At 48.7% G+C, this 19633-nt stretch carries 18 protein-coding genes; 16 read left to right on the plus strand and 2 right to left on the minus strand.

The annotated features are described in order from the left end of the window. Positions 1–393 precede the first annotated feature (393 nt). From KME12_16715 to KME12_16735, 5 genes are all read left to right on the plus strand, one after another. On the plus strand, positions 394–1050 hold the full coding sequence (locus tag KME12_16715) for a response regulator transcription factor (protein MBW4489430.1): 657 nt from the start codon (positions 394–396) through the stop codon (positions 1048–1050). Positions 1051–1162: 112 nt separating this feature from the next. Next, positions 1163–1657, plus strand: coding sequence for an adenylyltransferase/cytidyltransferase family protein (locus tag KME12_16720; protein MBW4489431.1), 495 nt, complete (start codon positions 1163–1165; stop codon positions 1655–1657). A gap of 120 nt (positions 1658–1777) precedes the next feature. Further along, positions 1778–2524 carry a GUN4 domain-containing protein gene (locus KME12_16725; GenBank protein MBW4489432.1) on the plus strand — a complete coding sequence of 249 codons (747 nt, stop codon included), beginning with the start codon at positions 1778–1780 and terminating at the stop codon, positions 2522–2524. A 643-nt stretch (positions 2525–3167) separates the two neighbouring features. After that, positions 3168–4748, plus strand: coding sequence for a GAF domain-containing sensor histidine kinase (locus tag KME12_16730; GenBank protein ID MBW4489433.1), 1581 nt, complete (start codon positions 3168–3170; stop codon positions 4746–4748). Positions 4749–4857: 109 nt separating this feature from the next. Then, entirely contained in the window at positions 4858–6288 is a 1431-nt protein-coding gene (locus tag KME12_16735) for an IctB family putative bicarbonate transporter (protein MBW4489434.1), read from the plus strand. A 67-nt stretch (positions 6289–6355) separates the two neighbouring features. Here the strand turns inward: KME12_16735 and smpB are convergent, their stop codons facing one another. Both smpB and KME12_16745 read right to left on the minus strand, forming a co-directional pair. Next, positions 6356–6823, minus strand: a complete 468-nt coding sequence (smpB, locus tag KME12_16740) for an SsrA-binding protein SmpB (GenBank protein ID MBW4489435.1) — start codon at positions 6821–6823, stop codon at positions 6356–6358. A gap of 43 nt (positions 6824–6866) precedes the next feature. Further along, positions 6867–7133 (minus strand): YciI family protein, encoded by a 267-nt coding sequence (locus tag KME12_16745; protein MBW4489436.1) that lies wholly within the window; start codon positions 7131–7133, stop codon positions 6867–6869. 60 nt (positions 7134–7193) lie between these two features. Between KME12_16745 and KME12_16750 the strand changes: the two genes are divergently transcribed. The 11 genes from KME12_16750 to KME12_16800 all read left to right on the plus strand — a co-directional run bounded on the left by KME12_16750 (position 7194) and on the right by KME12_16800 (position 19617). Next, positions 7194–7778 carry a 2'-5' RNA ligase family protein gene (locus KME12_16750; GenBank protein ID MBW4489437.1) on the plus strand — a complete coding sequence of 195 codons (585 nt, stop codon included), beginning with the start codon at positions 7194–7196 and terminating at the stop codon, positions 7776–7778. Between the two features lie 385 nt (positions 7779–8163). Beyond that, a complete protein-coding gene (locus KME12_16755) occupies positions 8164–9522 on the plus strand; it encodes an ABC transporter substrate-binding protein (GenBank protein MBW4489438.1) in 1359 nt (452 codons plus the stop codon). A 62-nt stretch (positions 9523–9584) separates the two neighbouring features. Beyond that, entirely contained in the window at positions 9585–10412 is an 828-nt protein-coding gene (gene ntrB, locus KME12_16760; protein MBW4489439.1) for a nitrate ABC transporter permease, read from the plus strand. A gap of 104 nt (positions 10413–10516) precedes the next feature. Beyond that, positions 10517–12520: a nitrate ABC transporter ATP-binding protein gene (locus KME12_16765; protein ID MBW4489440.1), complete on the plus strand. Its 2004-nt coding sequence runs from the start codon at positions 10517–10519 to the stop codon at positions 12518–12520. A gap of 253 nt (positions 12521–12773) precedes the next feature. Further along, the gene (locus KME12_16770; GenBank protein MBW4489441.1) at positions 12774–13640 is read left to right on the plus strand and encodes a nitrate ABC transporter ATP-binding protein; all 867 of its coding nucleotides are present in this window, start codon (positions 12774–12776) and stop codon (positions 13638–13640) included. An 82-nt stretch (positions 13641–13722) separates the two neighbouring features. Further along, on the plus strand, positions 13723–13866 hold the full coding sequence (locus KME12_16775) for a hypothetical protein (GenBank protein MBW4489442.1): 144 nt from the start codon (positions 13723–13725) through the stop codon (positions 13864–13866). Positions 13867–13978: 112 nt separating this feature from the next. After that, positions 13979–14443: a phosphate-starvation-inducible PsiE family protein gene (locus tag KME12_16780; protein ID MBW4489443.1), complete on the plus strand. Its 465-nt coding sequence runs from the start codon at positions 13979–13981 to the stop codon at positions 14441–14443. Between the two features lie 350 nt (positions 14444–14793). Further along, complete coding sequence (locus tag KME12_16785; protein ID MBW4489444.1) at positions 14794–16626, plus strand: NAD(P)H-quinone oxidoreductase subunit F; 1833 nt, start codon at positions 14794–14796, stop codon at positions 16624–16626. Between the two features lie 41 nt (positions 16627–16667). Then, positions 16668–17432 carry a carbonic anhydrase gene (locus tag KME12_16790; protein MBW4489445.1) on the plus strand — a complete coding sequence of 255 codons (765 nt, stop codon included), beginning with the start codon at positions 16668–16670 and terminating at the stop codon, positions 17430–17432. Between the two features lie 30 nt (positions 17433–17462). Next, positions 17463–18977: an NADH-quinone oxidoreductase subunit M gene (locus KME12_16795; protein MBW4489446.1), complete on the plus strand. Its 1515-nt coding sequence runs from the start codon at positions 17463–17465 to the stop codon at positions 18975–18977. 10 nt (positions 18978–18987) lie between these two features. Continuing rightward, complete coding sequence (locus tag KME12_16800; GenBank protein MBW4489447.1) at positions 18988–19617, plus strand: CDP-alcohol phosphatidyltransferase family protein; 630 nt, start codon at positions 18988–18990, stop codon at positions 19615–19617. The last annotated feature ends 16 nt before the right edge of the window (positions 19618–19633 follow it).

Raw genomic sequence — 19633 nt, forward strand, 5'->3', positions numbered from 1 at the left:
GGAATATGCTAAGCGATCGCGTGGGCAAAAAAACACTCAATCTGAACCAAGTTACTTTTGTTGACTTGGCTACTAATGCCCCATATTTCTCTGGTAGGCTATCAGACTTACGATCATTTCGGTTTAGGGCGGGTTGGTACAGATTAATTGGATTCGTAAGTTTTTAGCTGATTAAAGAATTTTTGTGTTGTCTAACCTTAAGAATGAGTGGCTACTAGGGAATTCTTACAACAGGAGTGGTGTGCTTAATCAAGTCGCTAAGGGGCAACAAAATGCAGATAGCAATCTTACCTAAGATTTCGCTGGAGCAATTTCTAGCAAACTAATATACAACCTAATTGGGAATGATTGAGTGCCTGTTAAGCTGTTTGTACTGCGTGCGTGAGAGCCTGGATGAAAAGAATTTTAGTCGTCGATGACGATACTACTTTACGAATTGCTTTAACACGCTACCTCCAAAACCGTGGATATGTCGTTCAAGATGCTGGCTCTGGAGTAGAGGGACTATCATCTTTTGAGCAAAGTTCGCCGGATTTAGTGGTTTCCGACGTCATGATGCCAGAGATGGACGGCTTTGAGTTCTGCCGCCGCCTCCGAGCCCTGCGAGCTGGTCAACTGGTTCCCTTTATTTTTCTGTCGAGCCGAGGTGAAGTTGAGGATCGCATCCAAGGGCATGATATTGGAGCAGACGACTACTTAATCAAACCGTTTGAACCTAGAGAGTTAGTCGCAAAAATTGAGGCTCAACTGGAGCGATCGCGCCGCACTCATGCCGAGATTATTCGCTTAATTCAGCAATCCAACGTTACTACCGAAGCCAGCCCGACGCCCTTACCCCTTACCCCCGCTGAAGAAAAAGTTTTTTGGGAAGTGATTCAAGGCTACACCAACAAGCAGATTGGCGATCGCTTATTTGTCAGTCCCCGCACTGTACAAACCCACCTCAGCAATATCCTTAGCAAGCTCCAACTAGAAAACCGCTCTCAGCTAGTACGCTTTGCCTTTGAAAGAGGCTACCATCCCCCCACCGGAGCCAAAGAGGCCGAGTAACTTAGCTGAATCCAGGCTCAGCAGAGTTACGGAGTGATTTGTTGGTACGATAAGCAATGGGCGGAGCATCTCCGCAGGAACTTGAATTGACTGCTGAGCGCAAAGCTAACTGATGATTCCTGGCGTTTACACTTTGACTGAACTACAGCAAGCAATTGCCGCAGCGCCAAACCAATGGCGACCTTTAGTGCTGACCAATGGTTGCTTCGATCTACTTCACGTCGGACACGTTCGCTATCTTCAAACAGCAAAAACTCTGGGGCGATCGCTGGTGGTAGGTCTAAACAGTGACGAATCCGTGCAAGCCATCAAGCCTCAGCCTCTAGGACAGCCTGCTCGCCCTATTGTTCCAGCCCCTCAGCGAGCCGAACTCCTAGCCGCCCTCAAGCCTGTAGATGCTGTTGTAGTCTTTGCTGAGAGCACTGCCGCTCCTCTGATTGCCGCTCTTGAGCCAGATGTCTACGTCAAGGGAGGAGACTACAAGCTAGAAACGCTACCTGAAGCTTCTACTGTGCAAGCTTGTGGTGGTCAAATCGAATTCGTTGCCGTAGAAGTACCCACTTCCTCTACTGCCATCATTAATCAAATTTTGCAGTCCAGCGGATAAAGTAACTTTTCTGAGACCCAGCTATTCAGCGGCGATCGCGGTCATTAAGATTCAATCTAATTTTTCCAGCCAGCGTTGGGCAAGAGCTTCCAGTCCATGAATGAATTGCAGCAACTTGACATGAGCGGTTTTACTACTGATTCAAATCTTTCTTCTGCAACCCATACAGCGAGTCAACTAGACGACCTCCGGCTCAAGTTAAAGTCTGAGCTTCCTAAGGCTCAGTTGCAAGCCTTACAAGACAGCATTCAGGCAGGTGAAGCAGGGCTAGTCTTATTGATGGAATTTCTGCTAGAGCGTCGTGCTACAGTTGCAACCTTCGTTGAAGGCACAGCTTATCAAGCGCTTTATGCTGCTAACTCCCCCAAAACTGTAGAATTTCTCCAAACCCATTTCCCTACAGGCATTGTCCCTTTACGCTCAGAGCGCAACATCGACTACAGCGAACTGCAAAAACTGCTGGCCCAACACGACCTAGAAGCAGCCGATCGCCTCACCTTACAAAAGCTTTGTGAATTAGCTGGCCCTGCCGCAGTTCAGCGCAAATGGGTTTACTTTACGGAAGTTTCTAGCTTACCAGTTACAGATCTACACACGATTAATAGTCTTTGGCTCGTGCATTCCGAAGGTAAATTTGGCTTTTCTGTACAACGAGAAATTTGGCTAAGCGTTGGAAAAGACTGGGATAAGCTTTGGCCCAAAATTGGTTGGAAATCAGCGAATAACTGGACAAGATATCCCCAAGGGTTTACTTGGAACCTCAGCGCTCCAAAGGGCCATCTGCCGCTTTCTAACCAGTTACGAGGCGTACGAGTGATGGCTGCTCTCTTGGCTCACCCAGCTTGGCTCCCTCCCTCAAATGCTTAATAGCTAATAGTGCTTGAATCTAATCGTGCTTGCCATGAGTTGGAGCTGCTTCCACCCTCCTTGTCCCTCTGATGGAAGTCTGCTAGGAGTTGAATATGCCCTTAATCAAAAAAAATGTATAACGAACGGGAGTTACTATAACCTATTATTTGGCAGCATAATTTGATACTGCCAATTTTAGGAAATCTTTATTTTGTTCCGGGAATTTTACTGGCCCACCTGAAAACTGTAGTGTGGCGAGAGGTGGCAAGTCTTGATTGTGCCTCTGCTTTGTACGCTCTATTTCTAAAGATTGTTTCCGGTTCAACTAGTTCTCAACATGCTCTTAGTCTGTGTTTTAGTGGTTTTGCTCTTGGCATCAGTATATTCTCGGTTCTGTAGTTACAGTTTGCGTCCTACGGCAGCTCAAAGCTACCCGATTCAACGGAATGTAGAATGTTGATTGCACTCTAGGTTTGGGCATAGTGAGGGCAGAAACACTAGCAATTTATACCAAGTGCACTTAAGGGCTTTAGTATTTGCCGATTAATCATAGATTTCATTAATCTCTTGCTTACCACGTTTGTCAGGCACAGAGTTAGGGAATTCTCTGTATAGTTGACTACCCTTGGTAAGAGCTAGATGAGTCACATGGTCAACAAGTATGGGGGTAGGGGTTAAAATAATGAACCCTGAAAACAGACTATTTTTTCATCACAACAGCTTGGCAAGCTCAGCTCGAGAACAACAACGCTTATTAGCGTTAGTGGACTTGGGATTGCTAGAGGCAGAGAGTGTTCCAGTTTTTGAAGAGGCCACGCAAACAGCTGCCCTTTTCTTAGACATTCCTGTTTGTATTTTGGGCGTTATTGATCAAGATCGCCAATGGATTAAGTCAGCGGTAGGCTTGTCCAGGTTAGGTCTGATGAATGAGTTGGCGGCCTCTCGTCAGATGCTACGCAGTGAATCTTTTTGTAGCAAGGTGATCGAGAGCCATCAAGTTCTAGCGATCAATGACACTAGTGCCGACCCAGAGTTTGCCGCTAGCTTACTGGCCCAACGCTATCGCATCCGGGCTTACCTGGGCGTCCCCTTGCTGGACTCAGTTGGTAATTGCCTTGGAACTCTGGCCGTGATGGATTTAGTTCCTCGTAACTTTACGAGCCGCGAGATTCAGTTCTTAGAACTCACAGCGCGCTGGAGTATGAGTGAATTTGAGCGCAACCGCCTCGTCAAAGCCCAGCAAGCGATTCCTCTTCAGGGGCAATCTCGCCTAGGCCCTGTTGAAGATGAGTCGGGTTATGAGTTAAGTGCGGCTCCTACCAGTGCTCTTGCCATTTCGTTAGAGCAAGCTGCCCGGAATGTTAGTCAGGCAGAAAAGTTAGCATTAGCCCAGACACCTCTGAACAACCCAGTCAAAATTCAATTGTTGGCTCAACTCACTCAGGAACTACGCACCCCCTTAACCTCGGTGATGGGAATGGCGAGTGTGTTGAATCGGGAGATCTATGGCCCGCTGACGAGCAAACAAAAAGAATATCTCAACATTGTTTATCAGAGTGGACAGTATCTCCTCTCGCTAGTGAACGAAATTCTGGAGTTGGGGGCGTTAGACGATCGCGCTGAAACTCTCAACTTGGCATCTGTAGACATTGAGATGCTGTGTCAGCAAGCTATCAATACTCTGGAGCAAGCTGCATGTCGCCGCGAACAAGAAGTTCGTCTGAGCATTGAGCCAGGTCCTCGCATCTGGTTGCTAGACAAAAATAAAGTCAGGCAAATTCTGTATCACTTAGTTTTCGGGCTGATCCAAGCATCGAGTGCTGGAAGCATTGTCCGCATTCATGTGTCTCGGAAGCAAAATCGGCTGAATATTGCCATTTGGGTTTCCCATCCTTGGCTAGGAGATAGCTTACCCAACACAGAGCTTTATACCTATCAATCTCCTGCTGCCGAAACGAGTGGCTCTGAAACAGCGTATTCGGGGCATCAGGCTTGGAATAGTAGTGTAGAGAGCAATGGTTTGGCAATTAGCACTACGAGTAGCACGCTGACGACTGCGGAAGCTCCAGAACCCGCAGAATTTACTCAGGAAGTTGGTTCGCGTGAAAGTCTAGGAGTGCTTTTGAGCCGTCAGTTGGCAGAGATGCATGGTGGGCAGATCTCGATCCAAGGGACACCGGAGGCGGGATACCGCTATGTGGTCAGTTTGCCGCAAATGGCTGATATGGAAGAAGCGCTCTAGTAATCGGGATTCTTCCGGAGCCAGCTTGCTGAGGGGTTGTTTTTAGGGATAATGGCAATGACCTTTGCGGTCGCTACAGCCGTTTCCCTTCGATCGCTTAAAACAGCCTATGAACTTAGCATGGCAACAGCTAACTCTCGCCAATCTATCACTGGCTCAGTGGCAGGGTGCGAGCTATTTATATCGATTAGTCGGTCCATTACAAGCTTGGCGGCAGAGTAGCTGGCTGGTTCAATGGTCAGAACCCATTGGAGCTTTATTGTTGAGTTTGGTCTTTGGCCTTGCTCCGTTTGTCTCTAATGCTTTGCTCGGAGTGTTGTTGGTTGCCTGTTTTGGCTATTGGGCACTTCTAACCGTTTCGGACTCCTCTGAGTCAAAACTCAGCACTCCCATTCATTTATTAGTGTTGTTGTACTGGGGTGTTTCCACAGTTGCAACGGCTCTATCTCCGGTGAAGCAAGCAGCGATCGCGGGTTGGGGCAAGCTAACCCTTTATTTAGTGTTGTTTGCTTTGATGGCACGCATCCTGCGATCGCCTCGACTCCGCTCTTGGGTGATTACGCTCTATTTACACGTGTCTCTGATTGTCAGTGTGTATGGCTTGCAGCAGTGGCGCTTGGGCACAACTGCTTTAGCTACTTGGGTTGATCCAGAATCACCCTTGGCTAAAACCACTCGTGTTTATAGCTATCTGGGCAATCCCAATTTACTGGCAGGATATTTGGTTCCTGCTGTGGCTTTTAGTCTGGCGGCTTGCTTTGTTTGGCGACGTTGGCCCGCGAAGGCATTAGCCGTGACCATGACCCTAGTCAACACGAGCTGCTTGTTACTCACGTTTAGTCGTGGTGGCTGGATTGGCTTAGTTGCGGCTGTATTTGCCTTATTAATACTGTCAACTTACTGGTGGAGTACTTACTTACCTCGATTCTGGCAAACTTGGCTGCTGCCAATGGTTTTGGGAGGGGTCGCAGGTTTCTTAGTGCTGGCGGTGCTGCTGGTAGAGCCATTGCGCGATCGCGTCACCAGTATCTTTGCGGGTCGGGGAGACAGCAGCAATAACTTCCGGATCAATGTCTGGGCTGGGGTGATTCGGCTGATCCAGGATGATCCTGATAATCGGCTGCTTCCCAACTACGTCTTGGGTGTAGGACCTGGCAACACTGTATTTAACAAAATCTATCCCACCTACATGGTGTCACCTCGCTACAGTGCCTTGAGTGCTTACTCGATTATTTTAGAAATTTTGGTGGAGACGGGAGTTGTGGGCCTAGCTTGTTTTGCTTGGCTCTTGTTAACCACGTTTACTCAAGGCTGGCTGCAACTGCAACGTCTAAGAAGCCTAGCGAGCCGAGAGGGCTTTTGGCTAATGGCTGCGATCGCCAGCCTTTTGGGTATGTTGGTGCATGGTCTCGTCGATACAGTGTGGTATCGGCCTCAAGTTAATACGCTTTGGTGGTTGATGATTGCGCTAATTGCTAGTTACTATGTGCCTCGACCTTGGATAGACAAACACTCAGCTACTGAGAAACCCAATATCTAAACTAGCTGTGGGGGCGAATCACGGTTCGCCCTTATTAGTCTCGTTTCAGCCTCATCAAGCCTGATGACTAATAACTTTTCATGGCCCGTTCCATATCTCGTTTGTCGTCACGACGCTTCACATCTTCGCGTTTGTCGTGCAATTTCTTACCCTTGACTAGCGCCAGATCAATCTTGACCCAACCGCGCTTCAGATACATTTTTAGTGGCACTAAGGTTAATCCCTGCTGCTCCACTTTGCCAATCAGCTTGCGAATTTCTTCGCGATGCATCAATAGTTTGCGCGTGCGGCGGGGGTCGTGGTTAAACGCTTGGTTGGTGGTGGCGTGAGGAGAGATGTGCACGTTCAGCAACAACACTTCTCCATCTCGCACCAAAGCAAATCCATCTCGCAAATTGACTTGTCCCCCTTTGATGGATTTGACCTCGGTTCCCCTCAGCTCAATCCCAGTCTCATAGGTTTCTAAAATCTCGTACTGATACCGAGCTTGACGGTTATCGCTAACAATTTTGTAACCGGTACTATCCTTACTCATAATTCACACAATTAAAAAATTAAAACGTTGCTGCTGCCAGCAATTACTCCACTACAACTCGCCACTCGTAAAGCTGATAATCAACACAGCCATTTTCTACAAGTGGGTCTTGAGCCACGATCGCGCTTGCTTCATCCATTGACTCCGCTTTAAAGATCAACATCCCTCCGCCTCGTTGAGCCCAGTAACCCGTTTTGGCTTCATGTCCTTTCTCGATTAGAGATTGAACATAAGCTTTGTGGGCTGGAACATATTTGTCAAAGGTTGGTTTATCAAGCAAACCTTTTTCAATTTTCACGAACCAGGGCATGCACGTCTTCCTTACAACGGTGTATGAATTGTAGGTAGCCTATCTAGACTAGCTTGCGCTTTGAACCAGCAAAAACGTCGTTTCTTCATTGCATTAGTTCCACCGCAGCCGATCCAGGACTATGCGAATGAGATTAAGCAGTACTTCGCCGAGCACTACGCCAGTCGAGCGGCTCAAAAATCTCCCCCTCACATCACGTTACAGGCTCCATTTGAGTGGTCAATGGATGAGATTGACACACTGAAGCGGAGTTTAAGGGAGTTTGCGATCGCTCAAACCCCTATCCCAATCTCATTATCCGGGTTTAGTGCCTTTGTGCCACGGGTGATTTATATCAATGTCTTAATCACCCCTGCTTTGCTGAATCTGCACCAAGCTCTCTTAACTCATCTGGAAGCAGCCTTAGGAATTGAAGATCCGAAAGCAAAACAGCGTCCATTTGCCCCCCATATGACGGTAGCGTTTCGGGACTTAACCAAGCAGAACTTCCGCGCCGCTTGGCCAGAGTTTCAAGATCGGCCTGTAGAGTTGGAATTCGTCGCCTCGCACTTGACTTTACTGCTCCATGATGGACATCGCTGGAACAGCTACGAAGACTTTCCCTTGTCATCATCCGCCACTTCTACCCATCTGCCAATGAGTTAGTTGCTGCGCCCACTGCTGCCAGCGAATATCATACTCCGGACTTTAACATAGATAAAAATCTATGCTATGAATTGGAAACATTGTATTTTCTTTATGGATTACTAAGAGTATTATCTTGACTATAGAGAAGTCCAATTCCCTTCCACAACACATTGCACAGTCCCAAATCGCAGGCTTTGGGGTTGTGCTTTCCCTCCCGACTTTTACCTATTCCAGTGGCAGGAGTCCGTCAAACCGATGATTCGGCATTAGGTCTAGTCATCTGTTAACGAAACTCTGCCTCAGCTTAATTGCATCTAGAGCTTCTTTGTCTCTAGGGGATTGATATTGGCGTTTTTTCTGGAACCGCTGCGTTATTCACCTGATGAGTTTCTAAGGATAGGATATGAGCCCGTTTGATCGTTCAGTTTCGCGTCGCAAGTTTTTGATTACTGCTGGAGCCTCTGCGGTGGGTTCTGTATTTCTTCACGGCTGTTTAGGAAACCCTCCCGATTCGCTGACTCGATCTCAAGCGGTACAACCTGTCTCAGCAGCTAACTTGAGCCCAGAGCAAAGGCCAGAAACCACCACAGTTAAGCTGGGTTACATCCCCATTGTTGAGGCAGCCCCCCTAATTATTGCTAAAGAAAAAGGCTTTTTTGCTCGGCATGGCATGAGTGATGTGGTGCTTGATAAGCAGTCTTCTTGGGGCACCATGCGGGACAACACAGAGACGGGCTTTGAAGGCGGGGGCGTGCATGGAGGGCAGTATCAGATGCCGATGCCTCACCTGATTGCAGAAGGAATTATCACAAAGGGCAACAAAAAAATCCCGATGTACAACCTATTGCAGCTCGTTACGCATGGCAATGGGATTGCGATCGCGAATAAGTATCGAGATGTGGGATTTGACTTAAATGCCAGTCAGGCAAAAGGGTTGATCAGCAGGGAGAAGTCTGTAGGCTCTCAATTTGTGGCAGCACATACCTTTCCCCATGTGAACCAAGACTTCTGGATTCGCTATTGGTTCGCCGCAGGTGGAATCGATCCAGATAATGACATTAGTCTGCTACCTGTTCCCTCAGCCCAGACCGTTGCCAATATGAAGACGGGCACGATGGGAGCCTTTAGCACCGGAGATCCTTGGCCCTACCGAATTGTGGCTGACAAAGTAGGCTTCATGGCAGCCTTAACCGCAGAAATCTGGAAAGAGCACCCGGAGGAATATCTGGCGATTCGGGCGGATTGGGTAGACAAACATCCCAAGGCTACCAAAGCGATTCTTAAAGCCGTGATGGAAGCCCAACAGTGGTGCGATGACTTCAACAATCGCCAAGAGTTGTCAGAGATCCTAGCGGGTCGGCAATACTTCAATGTGCCCGTCAATGTCCTCCTCGATCCTTACATGGGCAAAATCGATATGGGCACAGGTCGTGTAATTGACGATCGCTCGATGGCTCCTCTGTATTGGAAAGGCGAGAAAGGCAGTATTTCCTATCCCTTCAAGAGCCATGAACTTTGGTTCCTTACCGAGAGCGTGCGCTGGAACTTCCTGCCTCCCGATACCTTAGCGAGAGCCAAAACCATTATTGATGCAGTCAACCGCGAAGATTTGTGGCGAGAGGCTGCCAAGGAATTAGGAGTTGCCGCTGCGGATATCCCTCAAGGTACTTCTCGGGGTGTAGAGACCTTCTTTGACGGCATCAAATTTGACCCGGAAAATCCCCAAGCTTATCTCGACAGTCTTCAGATTAAACGTGTGTAAGTCGCTATTTTAGCTCCGCTCCAAAACCTGACCCCCAAACAACATCAAGGAGAGTTTTTCAAATGACTATCAGCCTCAAAAGAAATCGTCGTAGCTTTGATCTGTTCGGTTCTGTGGGTAGCCTATTCAAGGCGATTAAGTCACCTGCGATCGCGATCGCCATCTTTTTAGTTATTTGGCAATTGTTTAGCTGGCTACCTGGAGCTACACTTCCTGGCCCGATTCAGGTGGTGCAGGATACCTGGATTTTAATCATGTATCCTTTTTACGATCGGGGGGGCACAGATGTTGGTCTATTTTGGCAGTTGATGGCTAGCTTAAAGCGAGTCGCTGTGGGCTTTACAGCTTCTGCGATTGTGGGCATTGGGCTGGGTATCCTGATTGGGGTCAATACTGGCATCTACAAATCTCTCGATCCGCTGTTTCAGCTATTACGCACCATCCCTCCCCTAGCTTGGTTGCCGCTCTCCCTAGCCGCCTTACAGAAAAACGAACCTGCGGCTATCTTCGTCATCTTCATTACTTCCATCTGGCCGATTTTGATCAATACATCGGTGGGAGTGCGGCAAATTCCCCAAGACTACAACAACGTGGCTAGAGTCTTGCAGCTCTCGAAACAGGAATATTTCACCAGCATCCTGATTCCTTCTGCCTTACCCTACATTTTTACAGGCTTAAGAATTGGGATTGGTTTGTCCTGGTTGGCGATTATTGCCGCAGAGATGTTGGTTGGCGGTGTGGGAATTGGCTTCTTTATCTGGGATTCCTGGAACGCCAATAAAATCAGTGAGATTATCTTGGCCTTGGTTTACATCGGTGTGGTCGGTCTCTTGTTGGACAAAGCAATGGCCTATATCGAGACGCTGATTCTTCCCGCAGAGCAAAAGTAGAGGCGATCGCTTCATTACTTGTCATTCTTCTCGCTCCAAACTCACGCCCTTGCCAGTTCAGAGGATTCAAGCAGGCGTTGTCAACCTTACCTTCGAGATGAACCATGTCTACCTTTGTTGCCGTTGAGCAAATTGATAAAGTCTTTCACCTGTCCGACGGTCAGGAATATATTGCGCTAAAAGGCATTGACCTGCAAATCCAAAAAGGAGAGTTTGTTTCTCTAATTGGTCACTCTGGTTGTGGCAAATCCACACTCCTAAACATGGTGGCAGGGCTGGATTTGCCCACAGAAGGCATCGTCACACTAGAAGGAAAAAAGATTGCCCAACCTGGCCCCGACCGCATGGTGGTATTCCAGAATTACTCGCTGTTACCCTGGCGAACCGTGCGAGAAAATATTGCTCTGGCCGTAAATTCGGTGATGAAAGACTTACCCGTGAGTGAGCGTCGCTCCATCATCGAACAGCACATTGACATGGTGGGATTGCGGCCCCACGCTGACAAACCACCCGCGATGTTATCCGGAGGTCAAAAACAGCGGGTGGCGATCGCTCGTGCCCTAGCCATTCGGCCCAAGCTGCTGCTGCTCGACGAGCCTTTTGGAGCCTTGGATGCCCTGACGCGGGGCAACTTGCAAGAACAGTTAATGAAAATCTGTGAGGAAAACCAAGTCACCGCCATTATGGTGACGCACGATGTCGATGAAGCGGTGCTGCTCTCCGATCGCATTGTCATGCTCACCAACGGGCCAGAATCCAAAATTGGACAGATTTTGGAAGTAGATATCCCTCGACCCCGCAAGCGCTTGGAAGTGGTAGAACATCCCAGTTACTACAGCCTGCGTAGTGAAATTATCTACTTCCTAAACCAACAAAAGCGAATTAAAAAGCTCCGGGCTAGGAAAACTGCGGCGATCGCCCGTCATGGCCTAGAAAAAGTCAACCTGGAAATTGGGTTTGTGCCGCTGACCGCTTGTGCTCCTCTGGCGATCGCCAAAGAAAAAGGCTTCTTTGCCAAGCATGGGTTAGATGAAGTCACCTTGGTGCGGGAAACCAGTTGGCGAGGCATTGTGGATGGGATTGCCGGAGGATATCTGGATGCCGCGCAAATGCCATCGGGAATGCCAATGTGGTTAACCCTGGGAGGACATGAAGAGCGATCGCTTCCCACAGTTACTTCCCTCACCATGACCCGGAATGGCAATGCCATCACCCTAGCCAAACGCTTCTATGAGGCAGGTGTGTATAGTCTCTCTGACTTCCGGAAATATCTTCAGCGTACGGCTCAGCAACGGCACACGATGGGGATTGTCCATCCTTCTTCTATGCACAACCTGTTGTTGCGGTACTGGTTAGCGGCGGGAGGCATTGATCCAGATCAAGATGTCTCCCTGACCACGATTCCACCCGCGCAAATGGTGGCAGATCTCCAGGCAGGGACGATTGATGGCTATTGTGTGGGCGAACCTTGGAATATGCGTGCTACCGAAGAAGGCGCAGGTTTCGTCATTGCTACTGACCTAGAAATTTGGTTGGGGCATCCGGGTAAAGTGCTGGGGGTACGAGAAGACTGGGCAGCCGCTTACCCCAATACCCACATTGCCTTAGTCAAAGCCTTGCTCGAAGCAGGTCAATATTGTGCTGACCCCGCCAATGCCGCAGAAGTTCGCGAAATCCTAGCTCGCCGCGAGTATCTCAGCACGGATATGGCTTATATCCAGATTGAGGAGCATGACCCCACCATCTGTGACCTCGATCGCCCCATGCAAGAATATGCCCACCATCAGTTTTATGGCGAAGGGGTGATTAACCGTCCCAGCCGCACCGAACAGTTGTGGATTATGACGCAGTTGGCCCGCTGGGGAGATACGCCGTTTCCGCGTAATTGGGTGGAAATTTTGGAACGAGTCTGTCGAGTTGGAGTCTTCAGCACTGCCGCTCGCGAATTAGGACTAGAAGTGAACTACAACCGCACCCCGATTCAACTGTTTGATCAGGTGCCATTTAATGCAGATGACCCGATCGCCTATCTCAACCAATTGAAGATTAAACGCGCTTTCAGCGTTGCAGATGTGGCGGTTCAGCCCTCCACACGTACAGCCGCTTAGTAATTTGCCCCCCATACTGGCTACTGTGTACACACATCTCTCAACTACCCTCAAAATGCTGCATTCAGCCCCCCTAGCCCCCCCAATTCTGGGGGGAACAAAACCTTTCAAAGTCCCCCAGAATTGGGGGATTTAGGGGGCTAGACAAAGCGTAACCTCAAACAGACTGACTTGTATGCACACGCTAGCCAATTCTAGGGGAATGAACTTCAAAATACTCTTCACCCAACGATAATCATTTGAGATTCAACCAATGAACAATCGCACCTTTGCTTACACCAACTCCCAGCCCAGTAGCACCCAGCAACGTAGCCCGAGCGCGATCTCCTCGGAACCGTTTCTTAGCATTCAAGATGTCTCCAAGGTCTACCCTACTTCTAATGGGCCTTATTCCGTTTTGCAAGGCGTGAATTTGACGGTGCAGCAGGGAGAGTTTATCTGTGTGATTGGTCACTCCGGCTGTGGTAAGTCCACCCTGCTCAACATGGTGTCTGGTTTCGCCACCCCTACCCGTGGCGAGGTACGGCTGCGATCGCAACCCATCACTCAACCTGGCCCCGATCGCATGGTGGTGTTTCAGAATTATGCGCTGTTGCCCTGGAAAACCGCGTTAGAGAATGTCTACATTGCCATTGACGCGGTTCACAAGCAAAAGTCTAAAGCTGAGAAACTCGCGATCGCCCGTGACCATCTCGCCTTAGTGGGGCTGACGGAGGCGGCTGACAAAAAGCCAACGCAACTGTCTGGAGGGATGAAACAGAGGGTGGCGATCGCCCGGGCGCTAGCCGTTCGGCCAGAGGTGTTGATTTTAGATGAGCCCTTTGGCGCATTAGATGCCATCACCAAAGAAGAACTCCAGGAAGAATTGCTAAAAATCTGGAATGACCATCGTTGTACGGTCTTGATGATCACCCACGATATTGATGAAGCGCTATTCTTAGCCGATCGCTTAGTCATGATGACCAATGGCCCTGCTGCCAATATTGGCGAAATTATGACCATCCCCTTTCCTCGCCCCCGCGATCGCGCCCGAATCATGGAAGATCCGCAATACTACAAGTTACGCAACCAAGCCCTTGATTTTCTCTATCACCGTTTTGCCCACGATGATGTGGGATAAACCTACTGAATACACTATCCCCCGTTATCTCTTTGCAAATCCAGTACGTTGCTAACTTCTGAGTTTTCTGAGGTATCTAATCATGGCTTCGACAACTTTTAGCCTGCTTTTCATGATTAATTGGGTACCCCAAGATGCCACTCCTACTCTCAACTTTGCCAGTTTTCTCTTGGTTCTCGCCAGTGCGATCGCCCTAGCAACCTTGCAAATTGCCCATAAAAATTAATAGAAACCTAACCCTCCACTCCTTTGCTATCAAGACAGCAAGATTAAAAGCCCCTTTCCTACAGGAGAGGGGTTTGGGGAGAGGTTTATCCAAAGAGTGGACGAGAAGGCGCATGTGGAAAGAAATTAGAAGTCAAATCTCTGATTGGAGCGAGGATGAAGCTTTTCTCATCCGCTTGAAACAGCTGGAAAACCTGGCTTCCAAAGCCTTGTCGATCGCGATGGTCATTGTTATTTTAGTTGCGATCGTTGATTTGGGAGTTGTCCTAATCAAAGACTTATTATTGCCACCCTACAACATCCTGGGTAAAGATTTACTCGAGATTTTTGGGCTGTTCTTAAATGTTTTAATTGCTCTAGAGATTCTAGAAAATATTACAGCTTATCTCCGAAAGCATGTCATTCAAGTTGAATTAGTCATTGTCACTTCAATTGTTGCGGTCGCTCGCAAAATTATTATTTTGGATTTTGGTAAAACGTCAGGGGTAGATTTAATTGGCTTGGCGATCGCAATCTTTTCCTTAGCCGTTAGTTATTGGGTGATTCACCACACCAATTCCAGGTCATCTCATCACTAGTCTCGAAGCAAATGCTAGAGTTTTCTGCGTTTAAAGATCGCGTTGCTGTCTTAGCAACCAGCTACGCTTCGCAAACGATACTGCAACCCTTAAAATCCAAATAATTTGCCGCCCCCTTTGGGCAGAACTATTTAAGCGATCGCCGTTTTGTTATCATATAAACACTTTCCATAGATTTAAGTCTATGGAAAACATTTAACATATTGACTTTTACTTATAGCGAAGTCACTCTATGATGTTCATAGAGCGAACTAGTTGATCGCTTTCAAGCCATCTTCAGGTGCCTCCTGAGCTTGCAAGCAGCCAACCGCTCGTAATCCCTGTTTTTTAATCATAATTAATCAATTGCTATGAGCCAGCTTCTCCTGCAGAGCGTCTGGTTGATTCCTTGCTATGCCTTAGTGGGCACGATACTGGCAATTCCCTGGTCACCAGGATTGTTAGACCGCGTTGGCCCACGACCCGCAGGCTACCTCAACCTATTAATGACCAGTGTGGCGTTTGCCCATAGTCTGTTGGCCCTTCAGGCTATTGGGCAACAAGCACCCCAACAAATCCTTTTTCCTTGGCTCCATGCAGCGGGCTTACAAGTAGATCTCGCTTTCATGGTGTCTCCTGTGACTCTAGGCGCGATCGCTGTGGTTACTGGGCTAAATTTACTCACCCAACTCTATGCGATCGGCTATTTGGAGATGGACTGGGGTTGGGCTCGTTTCTATGCCTTGATGGGCTTCTTTGAAGCGGGAGTATGCAGTTTAGCTCTCTGTAATTCTCTATTTTTTAGCTATGTCTTTTTGGAATTGCTGACGCTGGCGACTTATCTTTTAGTCGGATTTTGGTTTGCGCAGCCATTAGTAGTGACTGGGGCTAGGGACGCTTTCTGGACCAAGCGAGTCGGCGATTTGATCCTATTCATGGGCGTAATCGCACTGCTTCCCTTAGCAGGTACTTGGAATTTCACAGACCTAGGAGAATGGGCTGCTACTGCCCAACTCTCTCCCTCAAGGGCGACACTGCTAGGACTAGCTTTGATTGCAGGGCCACTAGGCAAATGCGCTCAGTTTCCGTTCCAGTTATGGCTAGATGAAGCGATGGAAGCTCCTATTCCTGCTTCGATCTTGCGGAACTCAGTGGTCGTTGGGGCAGGGGCTTATGTGCTGATTAAACTGCAACCAGTTTTAGCTCTCTCTCCGGTAGCTTTGACTGCTCTGGTAGTCTTTGGGACTGCGACAGCTTTGGGGGCTTCCCTGATCGCGATCGCTCAAATCGATATTAAGCGGGCGTTGTCTTACTCCGTCAGTGCTTACATGGGGTTTGTGTTTATCGCCGTGGGCACCCAACACCCAGAGGCAGCGCAGTTACTCTTATTAACTCAGTCCTGTGCTTTTGCTTTGTTGTTCATGGCGGCTGGGGCAGTGATTTGGAGCACGATTACCCAAGACTTGACTCAGTTAGGCGGCTTGTGGCCTCGACGACCCATCTCTGGTTTGGCCCTACTGATTGGTGCTGCTGGGTTAATTGCTCTCCCTCCCTTCGGTGGTTTTTGGGGACTCTTACAGCTAGCCGATGCGTTATGGACAACAAAACCTTGGTTAGTCGGAGTCTTGTTATTGGTGAATGGGTTGACGGCTTTTAGTTTGATGCGTGTGTTTGGTTTAGCCTTTGGTGGCAAACCAACTCAAATGACGGAGCGATCGCCCGAAGTGCATTGGCCAATGGCTTTACCCATGTCTGTGTTGACTGTGTTTACGCTGTTGTTGCCGCTAGTTTTACAGCACTTTGATCTGTTGCCGAACTGGGCAGAACTGAACAGGCAATTGGCTCCATTGCTAGTCTGGTCTACTGTCTTAGGTGTCAGTTTGGGTGGCGCAATTTATTTGGGCAATGCTGTGCCCAAGCCTGTAAAGCTGTTCTGGCAACCCCTGCAAGAATTTTTGGCCTACGATTTTTATATTCAGCAACTCTATCAACTCACAATTGTGAACTTGGTGAATTCCAGCGCTCGGTTGACTGCTTGGTTCGATCGCCATGTCATTGATGGTGCGGTGAATGCAGTAGGCTTCGTGACCTTGTTTAGTGGTCAAGCGTTGCGGTATACCGCGTCTGGTCAGTCGCAGTTATACGTTCTGTTGGTCATTTCCAGTTTGATTGCGCTCGGATTTTTAGTCAGTTGGTCGTTCTAGACCGCAGCATTTTTGGCTTCTCGTTGACAGCATTTGTAAGCATAAAAGGATCAATCGTGATGAGTGTTCGGAAACAGCTTTCCCGTCGGAACATGTTGAAGTTTGGTGCGGGAGCTTTGGGCAGTGGGGCGATCGCCGTTGGTTTGGGTTCTAAGTCTCAGGCGACTGAACCAGCTGCTGCCAAACCAGCCACCACCAAACCAGCCGCTGCCAAAGCAAAAGTCAGTAAAGACAATCCCACCCCTGATCAAGCGCTGAAATTATTAATGGATGGCAACAAGCGCTTTGTGACCCGTAAGTTAGAATATCCGCGTCAAGATTGGGCCAGAGTACAGGAAGTGGCTAAAGGCCAAAATCCCTTTGCTGCCGTTCTGAGCTGCGCCGATTCCCGCATTCCAGCAGAAATTGTTCTCGACCAAGGATTTGGTGACTTATTTGTCTGCCGTGTTGCAGGTAATGTCGCAACTCCTGAAGAGGTTGGCAGTCTAGAGTTTGGCGCAGCGGTACTTGGCACCAAAGTAATTATGGTGGTCGGTCATGAACGCTGCGGAGCCGTAGAAGCCACAATCAAGGGTGCCCAGGTACCAGGACAAATTGGCAAGTTGATTGATGCGATTAAACCTGCTCTAAGTCGCACCAAAAAGTTTACAGGTGATCCGCTGGCAAAGGCAGTGAAAGCCAATGTGTTGCTACAAGTTGACAATCTCAAAGCTTCCCCAGTACTAGCCGATCTAATTGCATCGGGACAACTGAAAATCGTGGGCGCTTACTACGACTTGGATGCTGGAACAATCACGTTAGTTTAATTGATTCACCTTGCTGGAGCGAATTGCGTCATGCTCAGTACAATCATTTGGCTGCCTGTGGTGGGCGCTGCTTTAATCGGATTTTGGCCGCAAACCTGGAGTCCACAGCGATCGCATTTTGTGGCTTGGGCGATCGCGGGTCTGACTTTTCTCGCCACGGTATTCTTGGCGATCAACTTCGACTTTCACAGCTCAGGGATGCAATTTCAAGAACATATTAGTTGGATTGCTCCCCTGGGTCTCGACTATCGCCTAGGAGTGGATGGCTTGTCGTTGCCGTTGGTGGTGCTGAATGGATTCCTAATTTGGATCGCAATTCAAAGCACTCCTGAGCAAGTGTCCCGCCCTCGACTGTTCTACTCACTAATTTTCTTGCTCAGTGCGGCGGTAGCAGGAGCCTTTCTGGCCCAAAACTTGCTGTTATTCTTCTTGTTCTACGAGTTAGAGCTGATTCCCATCTATTTACTAATCGTGATTTGGGGTGGCGATCGCCGGGGATATGCAGCGACCAAGTTCCTGATTTACCAAGCGCTGTCTGGGATTGTCTTGCTGGTTGGATTCTTAGCTTGGGCTTGGGCGAGTGGATCGAGCACCTTCACGGTGGAAGTGGAAGCGTTGGCATCTTCTTTACCGATGGGACTACAACTCATATTGCTCTCGATTCTGATTCTGGGCTTTGGCATCAAAATGCCGCTGGTGCCGTTCCATACTTGGTTACCGGATGCCTATGTGGAAGCTTCCACACCTGTTTCAATCCTTTTGGGTGGAATCGTTTCCAAACTGGGCACCTATGGCCTGATCCGATTTGGTCTTGCTTTGTTTCCCGATGCTTGGAATGTCGTGGCACCTTGGTTGGCTACGGCGGCTGTTGTCACTTCTCTCTATGGCGCTTTAGTCGCGATCGCTCAGACCGACATGAAGAAGATGATCGCCTACAGTTCTGTCTCCCACCTCAGCTATGTGTTGCTGGCTAGTGCGGCGGCGACTAACCTGAGCCTCTTGGGTGCAGTTTGTCAGATGGTGGCTCATGGCTTGATCTTGGCACTCCTGTTCTATCTAGTGGGTGTGATTGAAACCAAAACAGGTAGCCGCGATTTGGCTCAACTGCAAGGACTGTTAAACCCCAAGCGTGGATTGCCCTTAATCAGTGGGATTTTAATCTTGGGGACAATGGCGAGTGCTGGAATTCCTGGAATGGTCGGCTTTGTCGGTGAGTTTCTCAGCTTTCAAGGGAGCTATACCATGTTTCCGGCGCAAACGCTGCTCTGCCTAGCCAGTACTGGACTCACCTCCGTTTATTTTGTGCTTCTGATTAACCGAGCCTTATTTGGTCGCTTAGAAGACAAGCTCAGCTATCTGCCTAAGGTGACTTGGGAGGAACAAATTCCGGCGATCGCCCTAATCGCGTTGATTGTTCTATTAGGGGTGCAACCGAATGCCCTGGTGAGCTGGAGCCAAACCACTACCAATTCTCTCGTAGCACTGGTATCTGAACACAGCCCGCAGCAGGTTGCTCTCACCCCGAATTCCTCTCAATCCGATTAGGAAAACCACGATGCAACCTTCACCCCAGCCAATTTCTTCTGCTTCCGCTCAATTCTCAATCAAATCTTTACCGTTTGCGCTGGTGGTGATGCGCTTGCTAATTGCTCCCTGTCTCGTTTGGGATGCCCTGGATCGCAACATATCTGTCTGGTTTCTAATTGGCTTTATTGCCGCTTTTCTCTCTGATATCTTCGATGGCATGATTGCTCGGCGTTTGGGTGTCAGTACAATGCAGTTACGACAAGCGGATAGTTGGGCTGATGTGGCACTTTATAGCGGCATCGCGGCCAGTGCTTGGTTAGTCTATCCCCAAGTGTTGATTGACTTCCGCCTTCCCCTGCTCACGGTCATGGCTGTACAGGTCTTATTGTTTAGCCTGAGCTGGCTGAAGTTTGGCAAAACTCCCAGTTATCACACCTACAGCGCTAAAGTTTGGGGTCTAACTTTGTTCGCTGCCACAGTGGCTTTGTTTGGCTTCAATGATGCAGGTTTAGCGTTGTGGAGTGCGATCGCCCTCGGTCTGATCAACAGCCTCGAAGAAATCATCATGACACTAGTTTTGCCCACCTGGACTCATGATGTTCTGAGCATTGTCCACGCCCTAAAAATACGACGCGATTATTCAGCTACAGTTTCTTGAATCAATTCCTATCCCG

The sequence above is a fragment of the Trichocoleus desertorum ATA4-8-CV12 genome, assembly GCA_019358975.1.
Taxonomy (GTDB): domain Bacteria; phylum Cyanobacteriota; class Cyanobacteriia; order FACHB-46; family FACHB-46; genus Trichocoleus; species Trichocoleus desertorum_A.

Excerpts from the sequence above, each read along its gene's own strand:
- KME12_16715 (MBW4489430.1), top strand. The coding sequence starts at position 394 with ATGAAAAGAATTTTAGTCGTCGATGACGATACTACTTTACGAATTGCT.
- KME12_16720 (MBW4489431.1), top strand. The coding sequence starts at position 1,163 with ATGATTCCTGGCGTTTACACTTTGACTGAACTACAGCAAGCAATTGCC.
- KME12_16725 (MBW4489432.1), top strand. The coding sequence starts at position 1,778 with ATGAGCGGTTTTACTACTGATTCAAATCTTTCTTCTGCAACCCATACA.
- KME12_16730 (MBW4489433.1), top strand. The coding sequence starts at position 3,168 with ATGGGGGTAGGGGTTAAAATAATGAACCCTGAAAACAGACTATTTTTT.
- KME12_16735 (MBW4489434.1), top strand. The coding sequence starts at position 4,858 with ATGAACTTAGCATGGCAACAGCTAACTCTCGCCAATCTATCACTGGCT.
- smpB (MBW4489435.1), bottom strand. The coding sequence starts at position 6,823 with ATGAGTAAGGATAGTACCGGTTACAAAATTGTTAGCGATAACCGTCAA.
- KME12_16745 (MBW4489436.1), bottom strand. The coding sequence starts at position 7,133 with ATGCCCTGGTTCGTGAAAATTGAAAAAGGTTTGCTTGATAAACCAACC.
- KME12_16755 (MBW4489438.1), top strand. The coding sequence starts at position 8,164 with ATGAGCCCGTTTGATCGTTCAGTTTCGCGTCGCAAGTTTTTGATTACT.
- ntrB (MBW4489439.1), top strand. The coding sequence starts at position 9,585 with ATGACTATCAGCCTCAAAAGAAATCGTCGTAGCTTTGATCTGTTCGGT.
- KME12_16765 (MBW4489440.1), top strand. The coding sequence starts at position 10,517 with ATGTCTACCTTTGTTGCCGTTGAGCAAATTGATAAAGTCTTTCACCTG.
- KME12_16770 (MBW4489441.1), top strand. The coding sequence starts at position 12,774 with ATGAACAATCGCACCTTTGCTTACACCAACTCCCAGCCCAGTAGCACC.
- KME12_16775 (MBW4489442.1), top strand. The coding sequence starts at position 13,723 with ATGGCTTCGACAACTTTTAGCCTGCTTTTCATGATTAATTGGGTACCC.
- KME12_16780 (MBW4489443.1), top strand. The coding sequence starts at position 13,979 with ATGTGGAAAGAAATTAGAAGTCAAATCTCTGATTGGAGCGAGGATGAA.
- KME12_16785 (MBW4489444.1), top strand. The coding sequence starts at position 14,794 with ATGAGCCAGCTTCTCCTGCAGAGCGTCTGGTTGATTCCTTGCTATGCC.
- KME12_16795 (MBW4489446.1), top strand. The coding sequence starts at position 17,463 with ATGCTCAGTACAATCATTTGGCTGCCTGTGGTGGGCGCTGCTTTAATC.
- KME12_16800 (MBW4489447.1), top strand. The coding sequence starts at position 18,988 with ATGCAACCTTCACCCCAGCCAATTTCTTCTGCTTCCGCTCAATTCTCA.